The 24,447-nt window shown below is 59.2% G+C and carries 28 protein-coding genes and 1 pseudogene; 5 read left to right on the top strand and 24 right to left on the bottom strand.

Annotated elements, in window-relative coordinates:
• Positions 1-4 precede the first annotated feature (4 nt).
• From GRI91_RS14070 to GRI91_RS14080, 3 genes are all read right to left on the bottom strand, one after another.
• Positions 5-805, bottom strand: a complete 801-nt coding sequence (locus GRI91_RS14070; protein WP_160737321.1) for a tetratricopeptide repeat protein — start codon at positions 803-805, stop codon at positions 5-7.
• A gap of 127 nt (positions 806-932) precedes the next feature.
• Positions 933-2,144: a glycosyltransferase gene (locus GRI91_RS14075; protein WP_160737322.1), complete on the bottom strand. Its 1,212-nt coding sequence runs from the start codon at positions 2,142-2,144 to the stop codon at positions 933-935.
• Positions 2,141-3,007, bottom strand: coding sequence for an alpha/beta fold hydrolase (locus GRI91_RS14080; protein WP_160737323.1), 867 nt, complete (start codon positions 3,005-3,007; stop codon positions 2,141-2,143). Before GRI91_RS14080 ends, GRI91_RS14075 begins: the two co-directional genes overlap by 4 nt.
• An 84-nt stretch (positions 3,008-3,091) precedes the next feature.
• Between GRI91_RS14080 and GRI91_RS14085 the strand changes: the two genes are divergently transcribed.
• Complete coding sequence (locus tag GRI91_RS14085; RefSeq protein WP_160737324.1) at positions 3,092-4,510, top strand: protein adenylyltransferase SelO family protein; 1,419 nt, start codon at positions 3,092-3,094, stop codon at positions 4,508-4,510.
• A 47-nt stretch (positions 4,511-4,557) separates the two neighbouring features.
• The gene (gene astD / locus GRI91_RS14090; RefSeq protein ID WP_160737325.1) at positions 4,558-6,003 is read left to right on the top strand and encodes a succinylglutamate-semialdehyde dehydrogenase; all 1,446 of its coding nucleotides are present in this window, start codon (positions 4,558-4,560) and stop codon (positions 6,001-6,003) included.
• A 187-nt stretch (positions 6,004-6,190) separates the two neighbouring features.
• Here the strand turns inward: astD and GRI91_RS14095 are convergent, their stop codons facing one another.
• Positions 6,191-6,682, bottom strand: a complete 492-nt coding sequence (locus GRI91_RS14095) for a glycine zipper 2TM domain-containing protein (RefSeq protein WP_237437909.1) — start codon at positions 6,680-6,682, stop codon at positions 6,191-6,193.
• Between the two features lie 166 nt (positions 6,683-6,848).
• Between GRI91_RS14095 and rarD the strand changes: the two genes are divergently transcribed.
• Positions 6,849-7,769, top strand: a complete 921-nt coding sequence (gene rarD / locus GRI91_RS14100; RefSeq protein WP_160737326.1) for an EamA family transporter RarD — start codon at positions 6,849-6,851, stop codon at positions 7,767-7,769.
• Here rarD and GRI91_RS14105 read toward each other — a convergent pair.
• Positions 7,746-9,068: a dihydroorotase gene (locus GRI91_RS14105; RefSeq protein ID WP_160737327.1), complete on the bottom strand. Its 1,323-nt coding sequence runs from the start codon at positions 9,066-9,068 to the stop codon at positions 7,746-7,748. The two genes, rarD and GRI91_RS14105, sit on opposite strands and share 24 nt — an antisense overlap.
• A gap of 155 nt (positions 9,069-9,223) precedes the next feature.
• Here GRI91_RS14105 and ygfZ point away from each other — a divergent pair, with 155 nt between their 5' ends.
• Positions 9,224-9,967 (top strand): CAF17-like 4Fe-4S cluster assembly/insertion protein YgfZ, encoded by a 744-nt coding sequence (ygfZ, locus tag GRI91_RS14110; RefSeq protein ID WP_160737328.1) that lies wholly within the window; start codon positions 9,224-9,226, stop codon positions 9,965-9,967.
• A 6-nt stretch (positions 9,968-9,973) separates the two neighbouring features.
• Here ygfZ and GRI91_RS14115 read toward each other — a convergent pair whose 3' ends face one another.
• The 4 genes and pseudogenes from GRI91_RS14115 to rplU form a co-directional block, all read right to left on the bottom strand.
• Positions 9,974-10,570 (bottom strand): TetR/AcrR family transcriptional regulator, encoded by a 597-nt coding sequence (locus GRI91_RS14115; RefSeq protein ID WP_337190380.1) that lies wholly within the window; start codon positions 10,568-10,570, stop codon positions 9,974-9,976.
• A 156-nt stretch (positions 10,571-10,726) separates the two neighbouring features.
• Positions 10,727-11,278 (bottom strand): GNAT family N-acetyltransferase, encoded by a 552-nt coding sequence (locus tag GRI91_RS14120; RefSeq protein ID WP_160737329.1) that lies wholly within the window; start codon positions 11,276-11,278, stop codon positions 10,727-10,729.
• A 208-nt stretch (positions 11,279-11,486) separates the two neighbouring features.
• Positions 11,487-11,756, bottom strand: coding sequence for a 50S ribosomal protein L27 (gene rpmA, locus GRI91_RS14125; protein ID WP_160737330.1), 270 nt, complete (start codon positions 11,754-11,756; stop codon positions 11,487-11,489).
• A gap of 29 nt (positions 11,757-11,785) precedes the next feature.
• A pseudogene (rplU, locus tag GRI91_RS14130) lies at positions 11,786-12,142 on the bottom strand (50S ribosomal protein L21); the annotation flags it as partial.
• Between the two features lie 213 nt (positions 12,143-12,355).
• Between rplU and GRI91_RS14135 the strand changes: the two are divergent.
• Positions 12,356-12,853, top strand: a complete 498-nt coding sequence (locus GRI91_RS14135) for a hypothetical protein (protein ID WP_160737332.1) — start codon at positions 12,356-12,358, stop codon at positions 12,851-12,853.
• 112 nt (positions 12,854-12,965) lie between these two features.
• Here the strand turns inward: GRI91_RS14135 and GRI91_RS14140 are convergent, their stop codons facing one another.
• From GRI91_RS14140 to coxB, 15 genes are all read right to left on the bottom strand, one after another.
• Positions 12,966-13,256, bottom strand: coding sequence for a hypothetical protein (locus GRI91_RS14140; RefSeq protein ID WP_160737333.1), 291 nt, complete (start codon positions 13,254-13,256; stop codon positions 12,966-12,968).
• A gap of 121 nt (positions 13,257-13,377) precedes the next feature.
• A complete protein-coding gene (locus tag GRI91_RS14145; protein ID WP_160737334.1) occupies positions 13,378-13,863 on the bottom strand; it encodes a molybdenum cofactor biosynthesis protein MoaE in 486 nt (161 codons plus the stop codon).
• Positions 13,826-14,065: a MoaD/ThiS family protein gene (locus GRI91_RS14150; protein ID WP_160737335.1), complete on the bottom strand. Its 240-nt coding sequence runs from the start codon at positions 14,063-14,065 to the stop codon at positions 13,826-13,828. Before GRI91_RS14150 ends, GRI91_RS14145 begins: the two co-directional genes overlap by 38 nt.
• Before the next feature lie 3 nt (positions 14,066-14,068).
• Positions 14,069-15,076, bottom strand: a complete 1,008-nt coding sequence (moaA, locus tag GRI91_RS14155) for a GTP 3',8-cyclase MoaA (RefSeq protein ID WP_160737336.1) — start codon at positions 15,074-15,076, stop codon at positions 14,069-14,071.
• Between the two features lie 46 nt (positions 15,077-15,122).
• The gene (locus GRI91_RS14160) at positions 15,123-15,476 is read right to left on the bottom strand and encodes a Rossmann fold domain-containing protein (protein ID WP_160737337.1); all 354 of its coding nucleotides are present in this window, start codon (positions 15,474-15,476) and stop codon (positions 15,123-15,125) included.
• The gene (locus GRI91_RS14165; protein WP_160737338.1) at positions 15,476-15,853 is read right to left on the bottom strand and encodes a dihydroneopterin aldolase; all 378 of its coding nucleotides are present in this window, start codon (positions 15,851-15,853) and stop codon (positions 15,476-15,478) included. The genes GRI91_RS14160 and GRI91_RS14165 overlap by 1 nt, the downstream gene beginning before the upstream one ends.
• Before the next feature lie 2 nt (positions 15,854-15,855).
• Positions 15,856-16,758 carry a class I SAM-dependent methyltransferase gene (locus GRI91_RS14170; protein WP_160737339.1) on the bottom strand — a complete coding sequence of 301 codons (903 nt, stop codon included), beginning with the start codon at positions 16,756-16,758 and terminating at the stop codon, positions 15,856-15,858.
• Positions 16,759-16,767: 9 nt separating this feature from the next.
• Positions 16,768-18,168, bottom strand: a complete 1,401-nt coding sequence (gene thrC, locus GRI91_RS14175; protein ID WP_160737340.1) for a threonine synthase — start codon at positions 18,166-18,168, stop codon at positions 16,768-16,770.
• A gap of 89 nt (positions 18,169-18,257) precedes the next feature.
• Positions 18,258-18,827: an SURF1 family protein gene (locus tag GRI91_RS14180; RefSeq protein WP_202385599.1), complete on the bottom strand. Its 570-nt coding sequence runs from the start codon at positions 18,825-18,827 to the stop codon at positions 18,258-18,260.
• An 82-nt stretch (positions 18,828-18,909) separates the two neighbouring features.
• On the bottom strand, positions 18,910-19,731 hold the full coding sequence (locus GRI91_RS14185; RefSeq protein ID WP_160737341.1) for a cytochrome c oxidase subunit 3: 822 nt from the start codon (positions 19,729-19,731) through the stop codon (positions 18,910-18,912).
• A 139-nt stretch (positions 19,732-19,870) separates the two neighbouring features.
• Positions 19,871-20,425, bottom strand: coding sequence for a cytochrome c oxidase assembly protein (locus tag GRI91_RS14190; RefSeq protein ID WP_160737342.1), 555 nt, complete (start codon positions 20,423-20,425; stop codon positions 19,871-19,873).
• A 2-nt stretch (positions 20,426-20,427) separates the two neighbouring features.
• Positions 20,428-20,559, bottom strand: coding sequence for a hypothetical protein (locus GRI91_RS16300; protein WP_272917862.1), 132 nt, complete (start codon positions 20,557-20,559; stop codon positions 20,428-20,430).
• Positions 20,556-21,473: a heme o synthase gene (locus tag GRI91_RS14195; protein WP_160737343.1), complete on the bottom strand. Its 918-nt coding sequence runs from the start codon at positions 21,471-21,473 to the stop codon at positions 20,556-20,558. Before GRI91_RS14195 ends, GRI91_RS16300 begins: the two co-directional genes overlap by 4 nt.
• Before the next feature lie 108 nt (positions 21,474-21,581).
• Positions 21,582-23,288 carry a cytochrome c oxidase subunit I gene (ctaD, locus tag GRI91_RS14200; protein ID WP_160737344.1) on the bottom strand — a complete coding sequence of 569 codons (1,707 nt, stop codon included), beginning with the start codon at positions 23,286-23,288 and terminating at the stop codon, positions 21,582-21,584.
• 34 nt (positions 23,289-23,322) lie between these two features.
• Positions 23,323-24,390, bottom strand: a complete 1,068-nt coding sequence (coxB, locus tag GRI91_RS14205; RefSeq protein ID WP_160737345.1) for a cytochrome c oxidase subunit II — start codon at positions 24,388-24,390, stop codon at positions 23,323-23,325.
• Positions 24,391-24,447 lie beyond the last annotated feature (57 nt).

Here is a 24,447-nt window from a genome sequence, read left to right on the forward strand (position 1 = left end):
GCTCTTATTGAGCGGCTGCGGCCTGTGCGGGCGCGGCGGCGGTGCCGCCTTCTTCCCGCAAACGTTCGAGCGTTTCGTCAACATCTTCCACCGCGTCATAGCCCAGCAGACCGGCGATTTGACGGCTGCGCGAACGCAGGCTTTCAGGCGCGTCATTCGATTTCGCGATTTGCGCGAAAAGCGGTCCGGCCAGATCATCCTTACCCTGTTTGAGATAGGCCATGGCAACCAGTTCACCCGCGCTGGCAAACCACGGATTGCCGGGCTCCGCCAATGGCTTCAGCCGGTCGACAACCACCTGCGGCTTCATTTTGTCGAACCCGGCGGATGTGCTGCGGATAAGTGCCAGATCGCGGTAGGCTTGCGGCGCTTTGTCATCAGCGGCGAGCGCGTCAAACAGTTTGATCGCGTCGTCACTGCGCCCTTGCTCCATCGCAATACCGGCACGCAACATTCCGGCAGCCGCCGCAGCGCCCGTATCGTCACCATCCATGATCGAAGACAGCGTTTCATCGGCTGCCTTGAGATTGCCGGCATCGACATTGTCGAGCGCGGTCACCAGGGTTTCCGACCGGTCTTCGAGCTGGCCCTCCCGATGTTCATGCCACCACAGCCAGCCACCAAAGGCCGCCAGCAACACCACCACGGCGCCGATAATGATGATGCCATAGCGCTTGGCTACCCCGGCAAACTGGTCCTGACGGACAGCATCATCAACCTCGCGCATAAGCATATCCTGCTCGGCAGCTTCACGCTGGGCGAGTTTTTCGGCGCGTTTATCCGGATCATTCGGTCTGAGGGCCACGGAAGGCAAATCCCCGCAATAAGTACAAACTGCGCCGCTGTTTAACGAATGGCACAGTCAATTCAATTCATGTTTCCCGCTCTGTCCCAGATCGAGTGAATGGAAAATGAAGGCGAAGGGGCCGGAATTACCGCTTATGCCGCCCCATCAGCCCCCAATAGAGCGATTTGTAACGGGCCACCATTTTCGATTCATCGAACTCTTCGGTGGCTTTGCGGCGGTTGGCATAACCAATCGAATCGCGCGCCGCCGGATCTGCGGCCAGCCTTGCCAAGGCCGCCGCCAGAGCCGTTTCATCCCCTGCCGGAGCGATATAGGGCGCGTTGGATTCGTCCACGATGCTGGCAACATCACCAACATCGGGCGCCACCACCGGAAGGCCAGCGGCCATCGCCTCAACCACCGAAAGCGGGAATTGTTCGCTGCGGGATGACAGGGCAAAAATATCGAACAGGCCGATCACCTTTTCCGGCGCTTTTACATGACCCGCCAGGTGAACCCGGTGATCAATACCCTGATTTTCAGCCTCAGCGATGATTCGCGCGCGCTCCGGCCCTTCGCCCAGAATCACCAATTGCCAGTAATCGGGCAATTCGGTCATCGCACGGACAAGTGCCGGAATGTCCTTCACCGGACGCAAACCGGCCACCGTGCCGACCCAGCTTTCATCCTTGCGCTTGATCAGACCGGGCAGCAAATCGGGCTTGGGCTTCTTGTGAAAGGCCGCCACCGGGATGCCGTTGTCGATCCGCTGGACCCGGCCGCGCGGCTGCTGCCATATGTTGAGCGCAATATCTTCAAGCTTGCGCGAAGGGACCACCAGCGCAGCGGTGCGGCCCAGCGCAATCCGGCGATAGAGATTGCGGCCACGTTTCAGCTTCACGGCCTCATCATCATTGAAACCATCTTCATGATGGACCAGCGGCGCCAGCTTATAGACATCGGCAAACAGCGTATGCGCCATCACCGCATCCATCGCGCCCCAATTATAGGTGCAGATGAGGTCGTAATTCTGCATCTTTTCAGCCAGCCGTTTCAGCCTGCCGGGCAGCGGCTTGCCCTTCAGCGCAGGAAATTCGGGGAAGCCCATCGCAATCGCGGGCGAGACATGATCCGCCGCTTCAAGATGGTCCGGCTCGGCCGAAACAATGTCATGCGAGGCCAGATTGCCAAAGGCATTCATCAGCTTCGCACTGCGCATTTCCTTGCCCCCGGTCGCGAAGGTGGAATGCAGATGGAGGATTCTGGCGCGCCCGCCTTTGCCGGACGATGGAGCGGAGACCTTCTTCGCAGCTTTGCTGGCCGCACCGGCAGCTTTTGTAGCGGCAGACTTGCTCATCGACACACCTTACCCAGCAGCCGCGCAATGGCGTGCTGCACATCATTTTCTTCCAGCGTGGGCGCATGGCCGACGCGCGGCACGGTCAGCGTTTCCATATCGGGAATCTCGCTTTGCATACGCTGCAGCGTGGCAGTTGAAAGAATATCCGACAAGCCACCGCGTAGCGCCAGCACCGGGCATTTATCCAGTGCTTTGAAGAGAGGCCACATATCCGCCGGTGCCTCCGCTCCATCATCGGAAAACGGATCCGCAATCTTCATATCGTAATCAAAGGTAATCCGGCCGTTGCCTGATACGCACATCAACCGTTTGGACATGCGCAGCCAGTCTTCGATCTGGAAATCGGGATGGGCCTCCCCCGCCTGCTCCCGCATTGCCCGGGCGGCATGCATCCATGTGGGGTAGCTCCGCCCCTGCCCCACATAATCACGAATCCGTTCCAGGCCGGCAGGTTCGATCACCGGGCCGATATCATTCAGCACTGCCCCCGCCAGCAGGCCCGGACGCTGATTTTCCAGCATCATCGCCAGAATACCGCCCAGCGATGTGCCCACCGCGACGACTTTGCCCCATTCCTCCTGATCCAGCAGAGCACATAGGTCAGCGACATATTGGGTGGGGATATAGCTATCGGTGTCTTTCGCGTAATCGCTTTGCCCGCGCCCGCGCAAATCGACACAAATCACCCGCCACTCCCCAGCGAATGCGTCCGCGATCGGCTCAAAATCCCTCGCATTGCGGGTCAGTCCCGGAATACACAGGATGGGCGGCTTGTCCTGCGGGCCGGGATAGTCCCGATAATACAGGGTAAGCCCATCGGGGCTCTGCCAGACGCCGGTATTGAATGCAGCTTCGCTCATCATATCCCCAGAGATGCGGTCGATCCGTCGCGTTTCGTACCCTTGTGCCTTGTAAGCATTAGGATTCGCCCCCACTAATGGCAGATGCGACCCGATCCGCAAGCCGCGCGCTATAGACCCGACCCACGCATTCAGGAAATTGCCGACTGGCTGGCCGATCCGGTCGCCGCCGCGCAGTTCCCCAGCCATGATCTGCGGTTCCGCAACCGCCGATGGGACAAGACTGTCGGCCTGGATGATCTGACCGATGATCAATGGGTTGCGCATTTCGGCCGGTTCGAACCGCTGCCGGACAATCTGCCCCGCCCCCTTGCGCTGCGCTATCACGGGCATCAATTTCAGGTCTATAATCCCGAGCTTGGCGATGGCCGCGGATTTCTGTTCGCCCAATTGCGCGATGGGGCGGAGCGGTTGCTCGATTGCGGCACCAAGGGATCAGGCCGCACGCCCTATAGCCGCACCGCCGACGGGCGGCTGACGCTGAAGGGTGCCGTGCGTGAAATCATGGCGACAGAAATGCTCGAAGCGCTGGGCGTCAACACCAGCAAGACCCTGTCGGTCATCGAAACCGGCGAAGAACTGGAGCGGCATGACGAACCCTCACCCACCCGCTCCGCCGTAATGGTGCGCCTGTCGCATTCCCATATCCGCATCGGCAGTTTTCAGCGTCTGGCCGTGATGGAGGAAGACGATCATCTGCGCGCCCTGATCGATTACTGCCTGCAATATTATCCCGGCCCGCCGCCACCAGAAGATGCTCCCGGCGCCGAGGAGCCTGCCGTGCAATTGCTGCATCAGGCGGCCCAGCGCCTCGCCGATCTGGCAGCATCCTACATGGTCGCCGGTTTCGTTCACGGGGTGCTCAACACCGACAATATGAACATTACCGGGGAAAGCTTCGATTACGGGCCATGGCGCTTCCTGCCCGCATGGAACCCCAATTTTACGGCCGCCTATTTCGATCATCAGGGGCTATACGCATTTGGACGGCAGCCTGAAGCGATCAAATGGAATCTGGCCCAATTGGCGATCGTCCTGCGCCGTCTGGTGCCATCGGAGCCACTGCTGGCGGCAATGGACCGCTTCGGTGACCTTTACCGTGATGCCATGATCCGCCGCATCACATGGCGTCTGGGCGTCAGCGGCGGGGACACCCAATCGGGCACGGCACTGATCATGGCCGCAGAACGGGCCATGCGCGAAAGCGGGGATACGCCCGATGCGTTTTTCATGCGTCACCGCGCCGGGCGCGGCGCGACAGGTGAACTGGCCGACATCTTCAAGGCGTTCGATCCGGTGGACAGTGATCATCCCTATTGGACGGAAAACGCCCCGGAAACCATGCTGATCGACGAGGTCGAAACGATCTGGTCCGCGATTGCCGAAAGGGATGACTGGCAGCCGCTGGAAGCCAAGATTGACGCAATCCGCCGGATGGGCGATGCGCACGGTCTTCCGCCCATAGCGCAAGGGCATGGTCCCCCCTCCAGCCAAGACTCGTAAGATCACCAAGATGTGGTTAAACACCCCCCTTCTGACCATTCCCGCCAATGGCCATCCGAATTTTTGAAAGTGCGAGCAACGACGTGAGCGAAAACGCGATCATTTCCTTCGAACCGGCCACTGGCAAAGAATTGTGGCGTGCAGAATGCGGCGATGTGGAACTGGCCGTATCAAACGCAAGGCAGGCATGGCCGCAATGGGCCGCAACATCGGCCACCACGCGGATCGAACTGATGCGCCGCTTCGCCAATGAAGTGCGCAAGCAGGAAGAACCCTTCGCCGAATTGATCGCGCGCGAAACGGGCAAGCCCCTGTGGGAAACGCGCACCGAAGTGAGCGCGGTCATTGGCAAGGTCGATATTTCGGTGACGGCCTATGCCGAACGCACCGGACAGCGCAAACTGGACAGCGCGCTGCAAGGCACCGCCGCCCTGCGCCACAAACCGCACGGCGTCATGGCGGTACTGGGCCCGTATAATTTCCCGGCCCATCTGCCCAACGGACACATCGTCCCCGCGCTGATCGCCGGGAACACGGTGATCCTGAAGCCCAGCGAAAAAACGCCCGCAGTGGCCGAATTTCTCGTCAAATGTTTCCACACTGCCGGCGTGCCGAAAGATGTTCTGCAGTTGCTGATCGGCGGGCCGGACGAAGGCAAGGCGCTGGTGGCGCATGACGATATTGATGGTGTCTTGTTCACCGGATCGGCCAATGCGGGCATTGCGATCAACAAGGCGCTGGCCGAAAATCCGGGCAAGATCGTCGCATTGGAAATGGGCGGCAACAATCCGCTGGTCCTGTGGGATACGCCAAAGCTGAATGATGCCGCCGCCTTGATCGTGCAGTCGGCCTTCACCACAGCGGGGCAGCGCTGCACGGCGGCACGGCGCCTGATCGTGAAATCCAGCATGTATGATGCCACGATTGAAACGCTCACCAGACTGACCGAACGGATCATCATCGGCGCACCATTTGACGATCCGCAGCCCTTCATGGGCACAGTGATTGATGAACACGCCGCCGATCAGCTTACCGAAGCCTATCTTGGCCTGATGTCTGACGGCGGCAAGCCGATCACCCATATGCGGCGCCCGCATGGCGATCTGCCGTTTGTGACGCCCGGCATTATCGACACCACCGCCATGACCAGCCGCCCCGATGCCGAGATTTTCGGCCCGCTGCTGCAAGTGATTCGGGTGGATGATTTTGATGAAGCGATTGCCGAGGCAAACAATACGCGCTTTGGCCTGTCAGCCTCTCTGGTGGGCGGATCGCCAAAGGATTACAGCCGTTTCTGGGCCAATATCCGCGCCGGTATCGTCAATTGGAACCGCCCCACAAACGGGGCATCCTCCGCGGCGCCCTTTGGCGGGATCGGCCTGTCGGGCAATCATCGTCCCGCTGCCTTCTATGCCGCTGATTATTGTGCCTATCCGGTCGCCAGCACGGAAATGGAACAGCCCCGCGCCAGCGTAGGCGTAGGCTTTAACTGACGCAGCAACAGTTCGCCGTCTGCGCAGATGTTCATAGCGCAAGGCGCCCGGCGCGCATCATATGTGCACCGGGCGCCCTGGCGTGGCATCTCCGACTTGTGCGACCCGGATCAACCACGCAAATGTCCGGCGATGGCCAACAGCCGGCCGGACATTCCGTAAGCGTAATAATCGATATTATAGGCGCTTAGCGGCAGGCAGCATCCGAACGGTCGATTTCCCGGCCGGCCAGAGCACCAACCACACCGCCCAGCAACGTGCCCAGCGTCTTGTCACCGCGGCCTGCAATCTGATTGCCGGCCAAGCCGCCAACTGCGCCGCCGATCAGAAGACCAGTGGTCCCATTTTCCTTCTCACACCGGTAACGGCCGTCGCGCCCGCGCCACACACGGGTGTCACGCCGCACCCGTTCACCGCGATAGGATACGCGGCGGTCATCACGGCGATCGTAACGGTCCCGATGCCCGCGACCGCGATGCCACCCTTCATGACGGCCACGATCTCGGCCATATTCGAGCACCTGATCCGCCGGGGACATCACCGGTATCGCATTCGCAAAATTACCCGCAGCAACCGGCGCTGCACCTGAAAAATCAGCCGCCGCCGCAGGGGCCAGCCCCGTGATGGCCATACCGCCTGCCGCTACTGCCAACATCGCGCTTCTGATCATCTTACCCATCTCTTTATCTCCTTCTTACCCTGCCAATACGGTTCAGGAATAGATTAGGTTTCCTGAACACACCGCAACAAATCCGCATTTTGAGAAATTTGCGACCAGCCGTTTGACGTGGTGCGACGAGATGCAGCTTGTTAGGCTGTTGGTGCAGTTCTAGGCCGACCTCATCATGGCCGGCGAATCACATTCTATCGACCGTCAGGGGTTGTTCCTGGCACTGGGCGCACATGCCATCTGGGGATCGATGCCGGTCTATCTCCTGCTGGTTAAACAGGTGCCCGCGGTCGAATTCGTGGCCTGGCGGGTGATCATCACACTGCCAATCTGCCTCGCCTTCATTTTTCAGCGCAAGCTGATCGGCGAAATGCGCGGCGTATTGCGGGACCGCAAGGCCATGCTGTCCTTACTCGGCAGCGCTCTTCTGGTCGGGGCAAACTGGCTGATTTATGTCTGGGCGATCCAGCATGACCATGTCTATGCCGCCAGCATCGGCTATTATATCCTTCCCCTGCTGATGATGCTGCTGGGCCTGATTGTCCTGCGTGAGAAGATGAGCGCGCCGCAATGGATAGCGGTGGGATTGGCTGCCATAGCGGTGACCGTACTGGCACTAGAGGAACTGGCGACCTTGTGGGTCAGCCTTGGCCTTGCGAGCAGTTTCGCCCTCTATGGATTATTGCGCAAGACAGTGGCCGCACGCGCGCTGGTGGGACTGACACTGGAATCCATCATCCTGATGCCAATCGCGGCGGTGATTGCACTGATCTATGCTGCCGGGCCCGACGGCTCAAGCCTGACACATAGCTGGGGCCAAGGCCTTTCAATAGCATTGGGCGGACCGATGACCGCCATACCGCTGCTGTGTTTTGCCGCCGCAGCCCGGCGTTTGCCGATGGTCTTTATGGGCTTTTTACAATTCCTCAGCCCGACCATCGTTTTCGGGATGGGCCTGTTTGTGTTTCATGAGGAGCTGCACATTGCGCAGCTCCTCGCTTTCCTGCTGATCTGGTCGGGCGTCGGCCTGTTTATCTGGCATCAATGGAAATCGGCCAAATCCCGCTCTGCCTTACAGGCAACCCGCAAAACGTAGGGGTTCGCCAAGAGCCTGCTCGGCAAGTTCGGCTTCCCACATCACCTGTTGCCCGCGAACGATCGTACCGACCACGCGGCCTTCCAGCTCCATGCCGGTAAAGGGGGACCAGCCCGCCCGGCTCGCCAGCCAATCCTCGGTAATCGTGAAATTGCCCTTGCGGTCAACCACGGTGAAATCGGCATCATAGCCAGCGGCGATCCGCCCTTTGCCAACCAGACCAAAAATACGCTGAACACCCGCGCTGGTCATATCAATCAGCCGCTCGATCGACATATGCCCCTTGGCAACGTGATCCAGCATCAACGGCAGTAACGTCTGCACACCCGGCATGCCGCTGGGGCTTTGCGGATAGGGTTTGGCCTTTTCCTCCAGCGTGTGCGGCGCATGGTCGGACCCGATCACATCGGGCACACCGGCACGCAGCCATTCCCACAGACCGTCAACATGCGCCCCTGAACGGATTGGCGGATTCATCTGCGCATGGCTGCCCAGACGCGGATAGGCATCCTCCGCGCGCAGGGTCAGATGCTGCGGCGTGACTTCACAGCTCGCCACATCCCGGTGACGCGAGATCACCTCCAATTCGGCCGGCGTTGTCACATGCAGGATATGGATCGGGCGGCGGGCCTCCCGCGCCAGCTTCAGAATACGCTGCGTGGCCAGCATAGCGCTCTCGTCATCGCGCCATACCGGATGGCTGGCAGGATCGCCTTCGACGCGTTCCCCCTTGCGGGCATTCATCCGGTCCTCATCCTCCGCATGGATCGCCACGCGGCGGTGTCCATGGGCGAGCACGCGGGCCAGCTCCTTATCTTCGGCCACCAACAGGCTGCCGGTCGATGCGCCCATGAAGATCTTGACCCCGGCAGTGCCTGGAATCCGCTCCAGCTCGCCCAATTGCTCGGCATTATCCGCTGTCGCGCCGACATAGAAGGCATGGTCGCACCACATCCGGTGATGCGCGCGCTCCAGCTTGTCGTGAATCCGCATCACACTGTCGGTATTGGGGTTGGTATTCGGCATCTCGAAAACCGCCGTAATGCCGCCCAGTACCGCTGCCCGGCTGCCGCTTTCGAGGTCTTCCTTGTGTTCAAGGCCCGGCTCGCGGAAATGCACCTGACTGTCGATCACGCCGGGCAAAATATCCAGACCGGTGCAATCCACCCGCCGCGCTGCATCGGGATAGGTACCCACGCCGATAATCTTGCCATCTCGCATAGCTACATCGGCGATAACCGGCCCGGATGGGGTGTGAACGGTTCCTCCGCTGAGGACGGTTTCGGGCGATTGGGTCATGGCAGGCCTTTCTATACGTGTGTGCGGCTCATCAACGTCTGAACGCCCTGCCCTATCCCGGCCCGCACTGGCAAGCTGCCTGTTATCTTGGCGCATACGCAGCCCCCGACCGGAAAGACTATTGATTTGCGCTCATCAGGGACCACTTTCGGTGCATGTCTCAGCAACGTCTTTTCAATCGCGCCGTGATTCGTCTTTCTGCCGATGCAGACGGCGAAGATCTGACCGGCTTCCTGCAAGGTCTCGTCACCAACGATTTGCGCGGGCAACTGCCCGCCTATGCCGCATTGCTCACGCCTCAGGGCAAAACGATGTTCGATTTTCTGGTGTGGCCGTCGGGCGATGATCTGTTGATCGATTGTGAGGACGCGGCGGCTGATGACCTGATCAAGCGACTGTCGCTTTACCGCCTGCGCCGGAAGATCACGATTGCCCGCGACGACACGATCGGTGTGTTCTGGCAGGCCGAGCTGGGTGATGGCGGCGCGGCAGACCCAAGACTGGGCGATCTCGGCCAACGCTGGATCGCGCCCATTACGTCAGAGGACAGAGGCGCGGATGATGCCTATCTTCGCCACCGCCTGTCGCTGGGCGTGCCCGAAGGACGCGCAGAAATGGCGGATATCTTGTGGCTGGAAACCAATGCGGTCGAGCTCAACGGGGTTAGTTTTGAAAAAGGCTGCTATATCGGGCAGGAAAACACCGCGCGCATGAACTGGCGGCAAAAGGTCAACCGGCGGCTGGTCGTGGTCCCATTTGATCGCTCGGAAGAAAAACGGCGCAAGGCCGCCTATCCTGAGCTCGGCTATGCGCTGGATCATCTGCGTGTGGCGGATATTAACCCGGCGATCCTGCCGGCCTGGCTTTCACTCGATGCGGATAGCAGCCAGCCCGACTAGCGGATATCACGCGCCGATTCGGAAGACATCCTCTTCAAACCACCTCTTCAAAGTGCTTTCAGCCACATCGCGCGCGGTCGAGCGCGGGAGGTCGAGCGCATTGCTGAGCTGTTCCCCCATCAATGCATCACCTAGCGCCCAAAGCACCAGCAGATGCGAAATACGGGCCAGCTCGCGCGCATCACAGTCAGGAGAAAACTCCTCAACCACGCTGCGAATGGATGCGAGAATAGGTTCAAGCGTGTCGGTATTGCGAGACAGGGCCGCCCATGACGACAAGGCCGCCGCTCCTCCCTGATCGAAGGCGTCAAACACCAGATCTCCGACATCGCGCGGTGTGGCTTCACCAACGCGGCGTGCATGGATGGCATCGGAAATGCTCTGGCACACATGGCTGGCCATATATTTGGCCAATTCGCGATGCAGGTCTGCCGCCGTGCCGAAATGGTGGAGAACATTGGCATGCGTGCGGTCAATGCGCGCAGCCACCGCCTTTAGCGTGACGCCCTGAGGCCCATTTTCAACAAGCAATATACGCGCTGCCTCCAGAGCCATTTTCCGGCTTTCTTCAGGTGACAGACGTTTTCTGGGCGCACGCGACACTTAGGACTCCTTAAAACCCAAATCAGTCGACCACCGCCGACCGATTTGGGCAATTACTCTCTGCAATGTTTTGCAACAAGGGCTGACGGGATAGCCAGCTAACTACTGAAAAATAAGCAGGATGTTCTTAATCGGGGCTTAACTATCATGCGCAGCCTAGGCTGCGTATCTCGCTCCATCGCCAGCTTCAGGATGCGGCGCATGGAGATCGATAAAATAATTTTTCGTCGGCAGAATTTCCTGCCGCGCCTTGCAAAATGCCCGGCCAGACCGGCCTGTTGCATGAAAGCCGATCTTCTCCAGCACCCGGCCTGAAGCCGGATTGTCGGGATAATGCCGCGCGACAACACGCCGGTGACCCAGACTGGCTGCTATTTCCAACATCGCTGCGCCTGCCTCGCTGGCATATCCGCGGCCCCACCAATTCGGATCAATCCAATAGCCCAGATTCGCTCCGTCAGTTTCATTGGATATGCCTGCACCGCCAATGATGGGCGCACCATCAACAGCGGGCAAAGTGACCAGCAAACTGGGATAGAGTGGCTCCGCCGGCTGTGCGATGAAAGCGCGCGCATGCTGCGCGTGATAGGGCCATGGCGCACGAGCCAGCATCCGCACGACCTTTTCCTGAGCAATGCCAGCAAACAAGGCGGGCCAGTCTTCCGCGAAAGCGGGCCTCAAAAACAGGTTTTGGGTACGGATAAACATCGTTTCGTCTCCATATTCCCCTTGCCCTCAATGCCACCTGAAAAGGCCGCACAAGACGAGGAGATGCTACGCCAGATCGCCCGACGGGCGACATGTGTGGGGAGACGAAAAAGGGGAGACGGGTAAGGCCCCGTCTCCCTCTTTCTGCCGGATTTTCAGCTCCGGCGGGGCCATCCCGAAGGACAGCCCGCAATAGGTAACTGTCCGCTTATTCGGCCGCTTCGGCCATCGCGTCTACCGACACGTATTTGCGGCCGAGTTTGCCATCGTGGAAACGCACGTGACCTTCGGCGAGCGCAAACAGCGTGTGGTCCTTGCCCATCCCGACATTCACGCCAGGATAAACACGGGTGCCGCGCTGACGCACGATAATGTTGCCGCCGATCACTTCCTGACCGCCGAACTTCTTTACGCCGAGACGACGGCCGGCAGAGTCACGACCGTTGCGGGACGAACCGCCTGCTTTTTTATGTGCCATCTAATCTTCCTCCGTACCCGGCTGAATTATGCTTCCGCTGTTTCAGCGGTTTCTTTCTTGGCGGCGGCCTTCTTAGGCGCAGCCTTCGAATCACCAACAGCCATGATGCGCAGCAGCGTCAGCTGCTGACGGTGGCCGTTCTTGCGGCGGTAATTATGGCGACGGCGCTTCTTGAAGACCGTAACCTTTTCCGACTTCGCCTGAGCGATGATTTCAGCCGAAACCTTCACCTTGCCAGCGTCCTTCAGTTCGCCGCCTTCGCCGGCCAACAGAACATCGCCCAAAGTGATCGTCTCGCCGGCTTCGCCAGAAAGCTTCTCAACCGCAATCTTGTCTCCTGCGGCAACCCGGTATTGTTTGCCGCCCGTGCGCACTACTGCGAACATGGTAATATCCATCCAATCATCTGCATATGTCGCCCCGCCTTGCAATCCTGCCCCAACAACATGTCAGGTCGGACAACGGGCGACGCGCCGCGCGCCCCAAAAGGCGCCGGAAAGATGGTTGCCGTTAAGGCAAGCCCTGCGATGTGTCAACGATGCTCTGCCAATATCCATATACTCTGGAAGAGTTTGCATGGGCGGGCTAGAGCGAGATTCATGACGCTTCGCATTATTTCCGTAGGCTTGCTCTACACCATGTTGGCCGCTTGCGCCAGTTCCGGCACTTATCCCGATCTGGCGATTCGCGATGCGGAACGCGTCAGCGGCACAATGCAGCCACCAGCAGCAGAACCTTACATTCCGCCGCCCCCACCCGCCGAAATTGTCGACCGAATCGCGCAATTACGCGGCGAGGCTGCGGCTGCGCATGAGCGTTTTCTAAGCCTTGCCCCTCAGGTGCAGCGAATCGTGGCCGCAAATTCTTCCGCCAGGACAGGCAGTGATGGATGGACCGATGCACAAGTGGCGCTGGCAAATATGGCAAGCCATCGCAGCAGCACGATGGTCTTCCTGGCCGATCTCGACCGTATTTATGTCGATGCTGCAGTGAATGCAGAACAACTAAACCGAATCGATTCCGTTCGCGAAGAGGTTATCGCCATGGTCGCGGCAGAAGACAAAATTATCGATTCGCTTTTAGCTAGGCTGAATTGAAGCCCGAGCTGAAGCCACACTGATTCTTCAGAGAATTACGCCACTGCCAAAAAAATTGGCGAAACCGGTTGCCCGGTTCCGCCAAGTTGTTGGGAGAATGCCATGAAGGCAGTCAAACTAGGGCAGCTATCAAGGCGACAGCAAATCCCCAGAACAGTGTCATGGCGGCCAGAATCTTGAGTTGAAGCTCGGCTTCGGCTGGATCGCTGGCGCCATGGAGAAGAGAACTGGCGTCGCTCAAACCGATTCCCAGCATCGCCGGAGAAGCTTGAGCGAGACCAATCGCAGAGGTGGAAAGGCCCAGTGGGAGATCTGCCGCTCGGACAGAAACCGCCGGACGGGGAAGATCAGCATGCACCAGAGCTTTGTGTGAAAGCTCCAACTGTGTGTGTTTCCGAACCATTTTCACCTCCGTGATGACAAGGCTATTCTTCGGCCCAATCAGTGCGGAGGACTTTGACCACAATCAAAATAAGAAATTTCTGCGAAAATAAGCTGCACCTTTGTGCATGTCTGGCCTATTTTCAGCCCCAGCGGGCAAGATCATCATGATCTGCAGCGCGCGGGTCTATCCAGTGCCACCCGTCATCGCGGCGTTCGCGTTTCCAGAACCAGGCATCGCTTTTCAAATGATCCATCACGAAGTCTGCCGCCTCGAAAGCGTCCCGGCGATGGCGCGCCGCAGCCGAAACCAGCACAATCGGCGCGTTGGGCCGCATAATGCCGACCCGGTGCCACATTAACAGACCGTCCAGCTGCCAGCGCCCGATCGTCTGCTGCGCGAGCTGCTGCATGCCTGGCAGCGTCAGCGGTTCATAATGGGAAAGCTCCAGCGCTTTCACGCCATCATCCGCGCGCACCTTTCCCACGAAGCTGGCGATGCCGCCCGCCTCTGGCACTTGCTGCGCAAACTTGCCCAATCCGCGACCGGGTGAAAATCCCGTTTCGAGCAGCCGAATGTCCGTAACCGCTTCAACCACCGCTGACTGGCGGAAGCAACGCCACCTCATCACCATTCTGGGCCTGCAAGGCTTCACGGTCGCTCAGCAGATTGCCATTATGCGCCAGCTTCACCCGTGCATCACCAATCGCGACGCGCGCATCCTCCGGCAGTCCCGCCAAGAGGCCAGCCCAGTCGAGCGGTGCCTCCATCATCTGCTCAGCTCCTGCCAGATCGGCGAGGCGCCCCAGAAAAACCACGGTCACACTCATGGATCAGCCGCCAGTCAGAGACATATGGCGCGGCTGTGCCGGGACAGCGCCGCGTTTATCAATCTGGAAATGGTGCTTTTCCGGTTTGATTCGCATGGCTTCATCCAGCGCCTGCCCCAAGCGCAGATCGGGATCATCCGAACGCAGAGCCTCGCGCAGATCGACCTTTTCCGCTCCGCCCAGACACGCATAAAGCTGGCCCGTGGCGGTCACCCGGATGCGGTTGCATCCAGCGCAGAAATTGTTCGTCAGCGGAGAAATCAGACCAAGCCGTCCGCCGGTTTCCTCAATATCGAAATAGCGCGCCGGACCGCCGCTGCTATCCGTTGATGGCTGCAGGGTGAAACGCTGATCCAGCACGTCGCGTACCGCCGTTAGCGGCAGATAATGATCAACCCTGTCGCCCTCCACTTCACCCAGCGGCATAACCTCGATCAGGGTCAGATCATGCCCTTCACTATGTGCCCAGGCGATCATTTCCGGCAGATGGTCTTGATTCAGACCTTTCAACGCCACTGTGTTGATCTTGACCTTCAGCCCGGCCTCCCGCGCTGCGGTAATGCCTTGGAGCACTTCGTTCAGACGATTCCGGCGGGTCAGGTCAGCGAATAATTGCGGATCGAGCGTATCGAGCGAGACATTCACCCGCCGCACCCCGGCAGCGGCCAGATCATCCGCATAATCAGCCAGCTGCGTACCATTGGTGGTCAGGGTCAGTTCTTCCAGACCGTCACCGATCCGGCGGCCCAGAGCGCGGACCAGATCCATCATGTCCCGGCGCACCAAGGGTTCCCCCCCGGTCAGCCTGATCTTGGAAATGCCGCGCGCCATCATGCCCAGTGACAGCTTGTGCAATTCCTCCAGCGTCAGCACTTCCTTGCGCGGCAGGAACTGCATCCGTTCGGGCATGCAATAGGTGCAGCGCAAATCGCACCTGTCGGTAACCGACAGGCGAAGATACGTAATCCGGCGATTGAATGCGTCCACTAAGGGACCGGTGCCACATGTCATGACACTACAATGCAGCAAATGCGCCGGCGTTTCCACCCGCCATACTTTACCCAAGCGTGAAGAGCTGGCCGGTAATGCCCGAGGCGCCCTGAAGCCACTCTGCCGTCTCATCCACGGCCGCGTCATTTGCACCCGCACCGCCATTTTCCTGCAGGCCATTGACCCGCAGCGGCGCATAGTCCCGTGCGAGCTGCTGTATCGCTGCCAGACGCCAGCCATGCTGCGCGGAAACGCGCTCCTGCGCCGGGTCGATAAAACACACCAGCAAGGCAGCCGCCGCGCTTTGTTCACGAAGTCTGGTCAGATGGGCGCGCACACGCGGCAGTTCGGTATCGTAAAACGCGCTGGCGGCCTGCAGCTCACCCCCGGCGGGCACGGAGACACGCAGCACCTCCTGCATCAGCTGGCCCGGCGTTCCCGCCGCAGCGTCATGCCAATCTTTTCATTGGCTTCACTGAGCGCCAGCTTCACGATCTTAACCGTTACCGACAGCACGCGATCATCCTGCAGAAACAGCGTGTCGCACACATGATCCGCCACCGATTCGATCAGCTTGAAATGCAGACCTTCGGGAAAGGCATCCGATGCGGCAAATTTCAGATCCATGTAATTCTTGCTGGCATCCAGCGGCGTTTCGGGATCGTAGCGGTCGATCACTTTCAGCTCGACCGAAATGGTAAAGCGCAACGGCTGCGGCTTGCCGGTTTCTTCGGAATAGATGCCGGTCAGCACATCATGTTCGAAATCGGCAATTTCCAGCACAAGACTGTCGGCCATCATCACTCTCCTGCGGGCGATCCATTGCGTGACCAGCGCGCAAAAATGGCTGTGGGCAGCAAACGACCGTCCTCGCCTTCCTCACGCATGGCCAGGTCGCCATGTTCTATCGTGCCGGGCAGTCCGGCGAAAATTTCGTCCAGCAACCCGCCCAATGCGAGTGAGGACATACGCACCGCATAAACGGTGAGAAACAGGAACCGGCTATCCTCATCCAGCAGCGTCCGGCAATCCTTCACCAGATCCGGCAGGCCGGCCTCAAGACGCCATGTTTCACCCTTCGGGCCGCGGCCAAATTTTGGCGGGTCGAGAATGATCCCATCATAGCGATTGCCGCGCCGCACCTCACGCGCCGTGAATTTGCCGGCATCATCGATCAGCCAGCGGATCGGGCGATCCTCCATCCCCGACAATTCGGCATTTTCACGCGCCTGCGCGACGGATTTCTTGGACGCATCGACATGCGTCACCGGCCCGCATTCCGAAAGGGCCAGCGAGCCGACGCCCGTATAGCCGAACAGGTTCAGCGTGGAGGCATCGGGCTTGTCCGCCAACTGGCCGCGCATCCAGTTCCAGACGGGCGACATGTCGGGGAAGAAGCCCAGATGGCGAAAGGGCGTGCATTGGGCGACGAAGCGCACATCATTCCACTCCAGATTCCAGCCACTGGGGACCCGGTTATTATAATGCCAGCGGCCACCACCATCATCGTCAGAACCGGGAATGAATTCGCCATCGGCGTCCCAGTTTCTTTCGCGCGGGCACCACATCGCCTGCGGCTCAGGCCGGATGAAACGGCGAGAGCCATAGCGTTCGATCTTGCGACCATTGCCGCTATCGATCAGTCCGTAATCGCCCCATGCTTCGCCTTGCAGCAGGCAGGGTTGTTGGATCAGATGTGCCACAATCCGGCCTTACACGCTCGGCGTCGCATGCTCCGCGACATATTCCGCCACGGAATCATAATCGCCCGGCAATTCACTATAGCGCTCTTCGCGCTCGAAAAGGTCGCCCACCCGGTTCGGCAAGGACGGTCGCACGCCTGTCGCGCGCTCCACCGCATCGGGGAACTTGGCGGGATGCGCCGTGGCCAGGGTCACGACGGGAATGGAGCGGGGCAATTCAGAGGCCCGCGCGGCATGGAGACCGATCGCGGTATGCGGATCAATGATCTCGCCGCATTTCTCGCTCGCCCATTGCATGGCCTGCGCCATATCCGACTGGTCGGCGCGGATGCTGGTAAACAATCCTGCTGCACCTTCGCGCTGAGCATTGGTGAGCCGCATCGCACGGCTGCTTTCAAAGCCGCGCATCTGTTCAGCCATGGCTGCGCCATCACGTCCGCCGCAATCGAACAGCAGCCGTTCGAAATTGGAACTGACCTGAATATCCATGCTCGGCGCGGCAGTAGGGGTGACGGTTCCGGCAGAATAGTCACCATCAGACAGCGCGCGGTGCAGAATGTCATTCACATTGGTGGCCACGATCAGCTGTTCGATCGGCAGGCCCATCTTCGCTGCGACATAGCCGGCAAAGACATCACCAAAATTGCCGGTCGGCACGCTGAAGGCAACTTTGCGCGCGGGGGCACCGAGCTGCAAAGCGGCCGCGAAATAATACACGACCTGCGCCATCAAGCGCGCCCAATTGATCGAATTCACCGCGCTGATGTGGAAGCGCCCGGTCATATTCGTATCGCCGAACATGCGCTTCACCATCGCCTGCGCATCGTCAAAGCTGCCATCAATGGCGATATTGTGGACATTGGGGGCAAGCACGGTGGTCATCTGCCGCCGCTGAACATCACTCACCCGCCCCTTGGGATGCAACATGAAGATGTCGACCCGGTCACGCCCGGCAACGGCATCGATCGCGGCAGACCCGGTGTCACCGCTGGTCGCGCCGACAATCGTCAGGCGATCTTCGCTGCGGCTGAGAAATTCTTCGAACAACCGGCCCAGCAATTGCAGCGCCACATCCTTGAATGCCAGCGTCGGCCCGTGGAACAATTCGAGCAACCAATTGTGCTCATCAAACTGCTTCAGCGGGGTCACCGCCTCATGCGAGAAGCGGCCATAGGCGCGCTGGCACAAATCGCGCAGCGTCTGTTCCGTAAGGCTATCACCGACGAAGGGTTTCATCACCCGGACGGCCAGCTCGGCATAAGGAAGGCCAGCCATCGCAGCGATTTCTTCCGCCGTGAAACGCGGGAATTCGCGCGGAATATAGAGGCCGCCATCCGATGCGAGCCCGGCAAGGGTCACACCTTCGAAATTGAGCGCAGGAGCGCTGCCACGAGTGGAGATATAGTCCATGATGAAGCGCCGTTACCCTCTGACCTGCTTTCGCGCAACTATGGCAGCACTTTGCTCGCGCGAAGTTTGGATGTGATGCAAATACGCGACTAGTCCCGGCGGCGCAGCGCAAGAATATAAATGACGAGCGCGGTCAGTGCGAAGAAGAACCATTGCACGGCATAAGACAGATGATTGTTGGGCAGATCAGCGGGATCTGGCCGTGCATTGGCCGTCAGACCGGCCTGGGGCGGCGCCGCCACCAACCGCGCCTCGCCATCGCGGCCGGGCCCGATAATGCCGCTGACGTCACCGCCGGACCATTCGGCGATTTCCGGCCTGTCAATCCAGCCCAGAACAATGTCAGCCTGCCCGCCCGCGGTAAGTTCGCAGCGGGCGACCTCAGCCCAGCCACTTTTGCCACTCGCATTGCGGCCGGCCATCGCGTCAAGTTGCACCACGCGGGCGCAGTTCACGGTGCTGGGGCGATAGAGAACCTGTTCGACCTCTTCTGGATCGGTCGGGAATGGCACCGGGCCGGCATTTTCTGCCTCGGCATAATGGGCCAGCAGCGCATTCTTCCACTCGGCCCGCTGCAATTGCCAGATGCCCAGACCGATCATCAGCGCAATAGCGGCGGAAACCAGCACGGTCGGAATGATGGGAAGACGGGAAATCATAAGCGGGCAATCCATGCGAAAAGGGCAGCCGCGCCAATGGCGGGCTGCCCTGTTTCCAATCGGGAACTGTCAGGCATGCAGATCAGTGGAGCTCCGCGCCCCAGCCGCCCCAGACATAGACCGTGACGAAGAGGAAAAGCCACACAACGTCGACGAAATGCCAATACCATGCAGCAGCTTCGAAACCGAAATGCTGGCGCGGTGTGAAATGGCCCTTATAGGTGCGCACCAGGCAAACGATCAGGAAGATCGTGCCCATCAGCACGTGGAAGCCGTGGAAGCCGGTCGCCATATAGAATGCCGAGCTATAGGTGTTGCCACCAAAGCCGAACGGCGCGTGCATATATTCAAAAGCCTGAATAAAGGAGAAGATCACGCCGAGCACAATCGTGGCCCACAGCCCCTTCTTCAAACCTTCGCGGTCGCCATGAATCAACGCGTGATGCGCCCAGGTTACCGTGGTGCCCGAACACAGCAGAATCAACGTATTGAGCAGCGGCAGATCGAAGGGATCCATCACGGCCTCGATGCTTTCCGGGGGCCAAATGCCGCCGATCACATCGGTCATGTCAGTGGGGAACAGCGCGAAATCGAACCAGCTCCAGAACCAGCCTACAAAGAACATGACTTCCGACGCGATGAACAGGATCATGCCATAACGCAGGTGCAACTGTACCACGGGTGTGTGGTCGCCGCGCTGCGCTTCGGCAACGATCTTGCCGAACCAGCCGAAGAAGGTGGCAATCAGACCGGCAACGCCCAGACCAAGAACGAGCCAGGCATTGGCCATTTCGTGCATGAACAGGACCATGCCGCTGGTGAAAGTCAGCGCCGACATCGAGGCAACGAATGGCCAGATATCGGGCGGCAGAATGTGATAATCGTGGTTCTTGGCGCCAGCCATGATGCTTTGAGTCCTCAAACTTGCTTCAGCACGCCCTTCTAAAGTGGGCTTGCCCCCGGGTCCAGAGGCAAGTGCCCCCTTCCCCCCATTGATACCCCCATCCCCCGCGCCAGACTAATCCGGTGCGAGGAATATACGACTAAGTTTCGGGCTGCACCTTCGCCTGATGGAAAGTGTAGCTCAAGGTAATTTGTTCAACATCCTTCGCATTCTCATCATCGAGAATCGCCGGGTCGACATAATACAAGACCGGCATGCGCACTTCCTCGCCCGGCTGAAGCGTTTGCGAGGTGAAGCAGAAGCACTGGATCTTGGTGAAATAAGGACCGGTCTGTTCCGGTTCGACATTATAGGTCGCGGTTCCGGTGATCGGCTTATCCGAATTGTTGCGGGCAATGAAAATTGCCATGTCCCTCGCGCCGATGGTCACCGTATCGGTGGGCCGTTCGGGACGAAATTCCCACGGCATGCCGCGTTCAGTATTGCCGTCAAAACGCACCGAAATGGTATTTGCCGTGGCTTTGACCGAATTGGCCTGTTCCACATCGACGCGCTGTGTGGTTCCGGCAAAGCCGGTCACCTGGCAGAACATGCGATAAAGCGGAACCGACGCGAAGCCGAGCGCCAGCATGGCAGCGACGAAGCCCAGCAAAATAAGCATGGTGCGTGCGTTGCGGTCACGGGCGATAGCCATAATCAGCCCCCCATCCGGGCAAATGTGATAAAGTAGAACAGCACGACAAAAGCCGCGAGCACCAGCCCGAGAGCCACGTTGCGGCCACGCCTGCGGCGTTTGAATTCAGCTTCTTCATCAGGTGTCATGTTCATATTGATAATCCTTGACCAAGCCAGAGTCGATCCACAACCAGCGCCCCGAACAGAGCGAAGAGATAAAGGATCGAAAAGCCGAACAGGCGCTTTTCCGGCTTCATCGTGTCTTCCGGCTGCTTGCGCCGCACGGCGACCGGCACCGACAGGGCCAAAAACAGGCCGGACAGTATCAGTGCGGAAATGCCGTAAATCGCTCCAGTGCCACCAATCCACCAGGGGGCGAGCGACAGAGGCAGCAGGATAACGCTATAGGCCAGAATCTGCCGCCGCGTGACCACTTCACCCGCGACCACGGGCAGCATGGGAATCCCGACCTTGGCGTAATCCGTTTGTACAAACAGCGCCAGCGCCCAGAAATGCGGCGGTGTCCAGAAAAAGATAATCGCAAACAGCAAGATCGGCATCGGTGTGATCGAGCCGGTGACGGCAATCCAGCCGATGAGCGGCGGAAATGCCCCGGCACCGCCGCCGATAACGATATTCTGCGGCGTGCGCGGCTTCAGCCAGATCGTGTAAACGACCGCATAATAGACAATGGAAATGGCGAGGATCGAGGCGGCCAGCCAATGAACCGCCAGTCCCATGATGATGACCGAACCGACCGACAGCATGACGCCGAAATCACGGGCGTTGTCCCGCGACATGCGTCCTTGCGGCAAGGGACGCTTCGCGGTGCGTTTCATGCCGGCATCGATATCGGCTTCCCACCACTGGTTGAGAGCGGCCGCACCGCCTGCGCCCAGCGCGATGCACAATACTGCCGTAAAGCCGAGAATGGGATGGATATGCCCGGGCGCCGCGAGCAGGCCGCAGAGACCGGTAAAGACCACCAGGCTCATGACGCGCGGCTTCGTGAGCGCGTAGAAATCGCTCCATTCGGCCTGCATCAATTGAGTTTTCGAGGTGGTCATTGCTGTTTGGGGTCCGTTTCCTGAAAGCAGGGGCGCATCGTTCCCGATGCGCCCCTGCCCTGTTTCATGCCCTTATGCCTGTTACGGCATCCTTGCGGGACGGTATGATCAAGCCGTTGCCGGCTTGCCGCCATGGCTGTGATCGTGATTGTCATCGATCACCGGCAGGGTTTCAAACTGGTGGAAGGGCGGAGGACTGCTGAGCGTCCATTCCAGCGTAGTCGCACCTTCACCCCAGGGGTTCGGGCCAGCCTTCTTACCAGCAACAAAGGCGTAGATCAGGTTCACGAAGAACACGCCGACGGACACAGCCATCACTTCGTAACCAATCGTGGCGAAGTTGTTCCAATAGGCGAAAGCCGGTGTGTAGTCCGGAATACGACGCGGCATGCCATCCATCCCGAGGAAGTGCATTGGGAAGAAGATCATGTTCACGCCAACGAAGAAGATCCAGAAGTGGATATGCGCCAGCAGCTCCGAATGCATCCGGCCGCTCATCTTCGGGAACCAGTAATAGAACCCAGCGAAGAGTGATGTCACAGCACCCAGCGACAGAACGTAGTGGAAATGCGCAACCACATAATAGGTATCATGCAGATTGTCGTCGATGCCGCCATTCGCAAGCACAACGCCCGTCACGCCGCCCACGGTGAAGAGGAAGATGAAGCCCAGCGCCCACACCATCGGCGAAGCGAAGGTCAGCGACCCCTTCCACATGGTTGCGATCCAGCTGAAGATCTTGATGCCCGTGGGCACCGCGATCACCATCGTCGCAGCCGTGAAATACATCTTCGTGTTCACGTCCAGGCCGACCGTATACATGTGGTGCGCCCACACGATGAAGCCAACCACGCCAATCGCGACCATGGCATATGCCATACCGAGATAGCCGAAGACCGGTTTGCGGCTGAAGGTTGCGATGATCTGGCTGATCATGCCGAAGCCCGGCAAAATCATGATGTACACTTCGGGGTGACCGAAGAACCAGAACAGATGCTGATACAGCAGCGGGTCACCGCCACCGGCCGGATCGAAGAAGGTCGTGCCGAAGTTACGATCGGTGATCAACATGGTGATCGCGGCCGCAAGAACCGGCAGAGCCAGCAGCAGCAGGAAGGCCGTAACCAGCACCGACCACACGAACAGCGGCATCTTGTGCAGCGTCATGCCCGGAGCGCGCATGTTGAAAATGGTGGTGATGAAGTTGATCGCGCCCATAATCGAGCCCGCACCGGCAAGGTGGAGCGAGAAAATGGCGAAATCGACTGCCGGACCGGGCGAACCCGAAGTCGACAGCGGGGCATAGACAGTCCAGCCCGTGCCCGCACCCAGACCCGTGCCACCCGGCATGAAGGTCGAGATCATCAGCGAGCAGAAACCGGCGACGGTCAGCCAGAAGGAAATGTTGTTCATGCGCGGGAAGGCCATGTCCGGCGCACCGATCATGATCGGCACGAACCAGTTGGCGAAACCGCCGATCATGGCCGGCATGACCATGAAGAACACCATGATCAGGCCATGGGCGCTGATCAGCACATTCCACATATGCAGCGTCTGATCGAAACCAGCCTCACCGCCCAGCAGGGCAACCCACCAGCCGAGATACTGGATACCCGGTTCGCGCAATTCGGCACGCATGATGCCCGAAATGCCGCCCCCGATCACACCGGCAAAGATCGCGAAGATCAGATAGAGTGTGCCGATATCCTTGTGGTTGGTGGACATGAACCAGCGAGCGAAAAAGCTCGGCTTATGGTCCGCGTCGTGATGATGCTCTTCGGTATGAGCCTGAAAACTGTCGGCGGTGGTAGCCATGACGATCAACCCTGTTCAGTAACTTCGTTTCGACTCAGACTTCTTCGGCGTCAACCGGCGGAGCGCCGGCGCCCGGAGCGCCTTCGACGGAGCTTTCCGGCTCCTGCAGATCAGCGGCTTCGGGCTCGTCCGAAACGTCCTCGCCCCCGATTTCGCCGCCCTGTGAAAGCACCCAGGCTTCGAATTGCGGACGCGGAAGCGCTTCGATTGCAATCGGCATATAGCCATGACGCACGCCGCAAAGCTCCGAACACTGACCGTAGTAAATACCCGGCTTTTGAATCAGAAGCATCTTTTCATTCAAACGGCCCGGAACGGCGTCCAGCTTGAACCACAAGGAGGGCAGCGCGAAGGAGTGAATCACATCGGCGCCCGTGGTCTGAATCCGGATCGGCTCACCGACCGGAACGACCATGCGGTTATCAACGGCCAGCTTCTCAGGAAGACCACGTGCAACGGCTTCATCGTCATCCAGCATATTGGAAATGACTTCGAAATCGCCATTGTCGGGATAGGAATAGCCCCAATACCACTGATAACCGGTCACCTTCACGGTGAAGGCATCTTCGGGCGGGCTTTCATACTGGCGCGAGAGCAGCGTGATCGAAGGGACCGCGATAACGACGAGGATCAGCACCGGAACCAATGTCCAGATGACTTCGATAACCGTATTGTGGCTGGTCTTCGATGCAACTTTGTTCGAACGGCGATTGTAGCGCACGACAACCCACATCAGCAGGCCCAGCACCAACAGCGAGATCGCCACGATGATCGGCAGTAGGATCGCATCATGCATCCAGAGGGCATATTCCCCATTCGGCGAATATTGTTCCTGGAAAGTCATGCCACCCGGCGTGGGCTGACCAACGATCATATCGGGGCCGAGCGGCTTATACGCATCAGCACCAACAGCTGCTTCGGCATTCTGGCCATCCGCAGCAACTTCGGCAGGAACCGATGCGTCAGCCACGTTTTGTGTTTGTACATTCGCCGCGGCGGTATCCTGTGCAGATACTGCCTGGGGAATCACGACCAGAGCGAAGGCGAGAATCACCGCCCTTACGATTTTCAGCTGCTTACTAGCGACTTGGCAGAAATTCATGTGTCAGACGCTTTCCGTTTTCAAGATGGGCGCAGGTCCGCCCGTTGCCCCAAATAT

It is taken from the genome of Altericroceibacterium endophyticum, from assembly GCF_009827595.1.
Taxonomy (GTDB): Bacteria; Pseudomonadota; Alphaproteobacteria; order Sphingomonadales; family Sphingomonadaceae; genus Altericroceibacterium; species Altericroceibacterium endophyticum.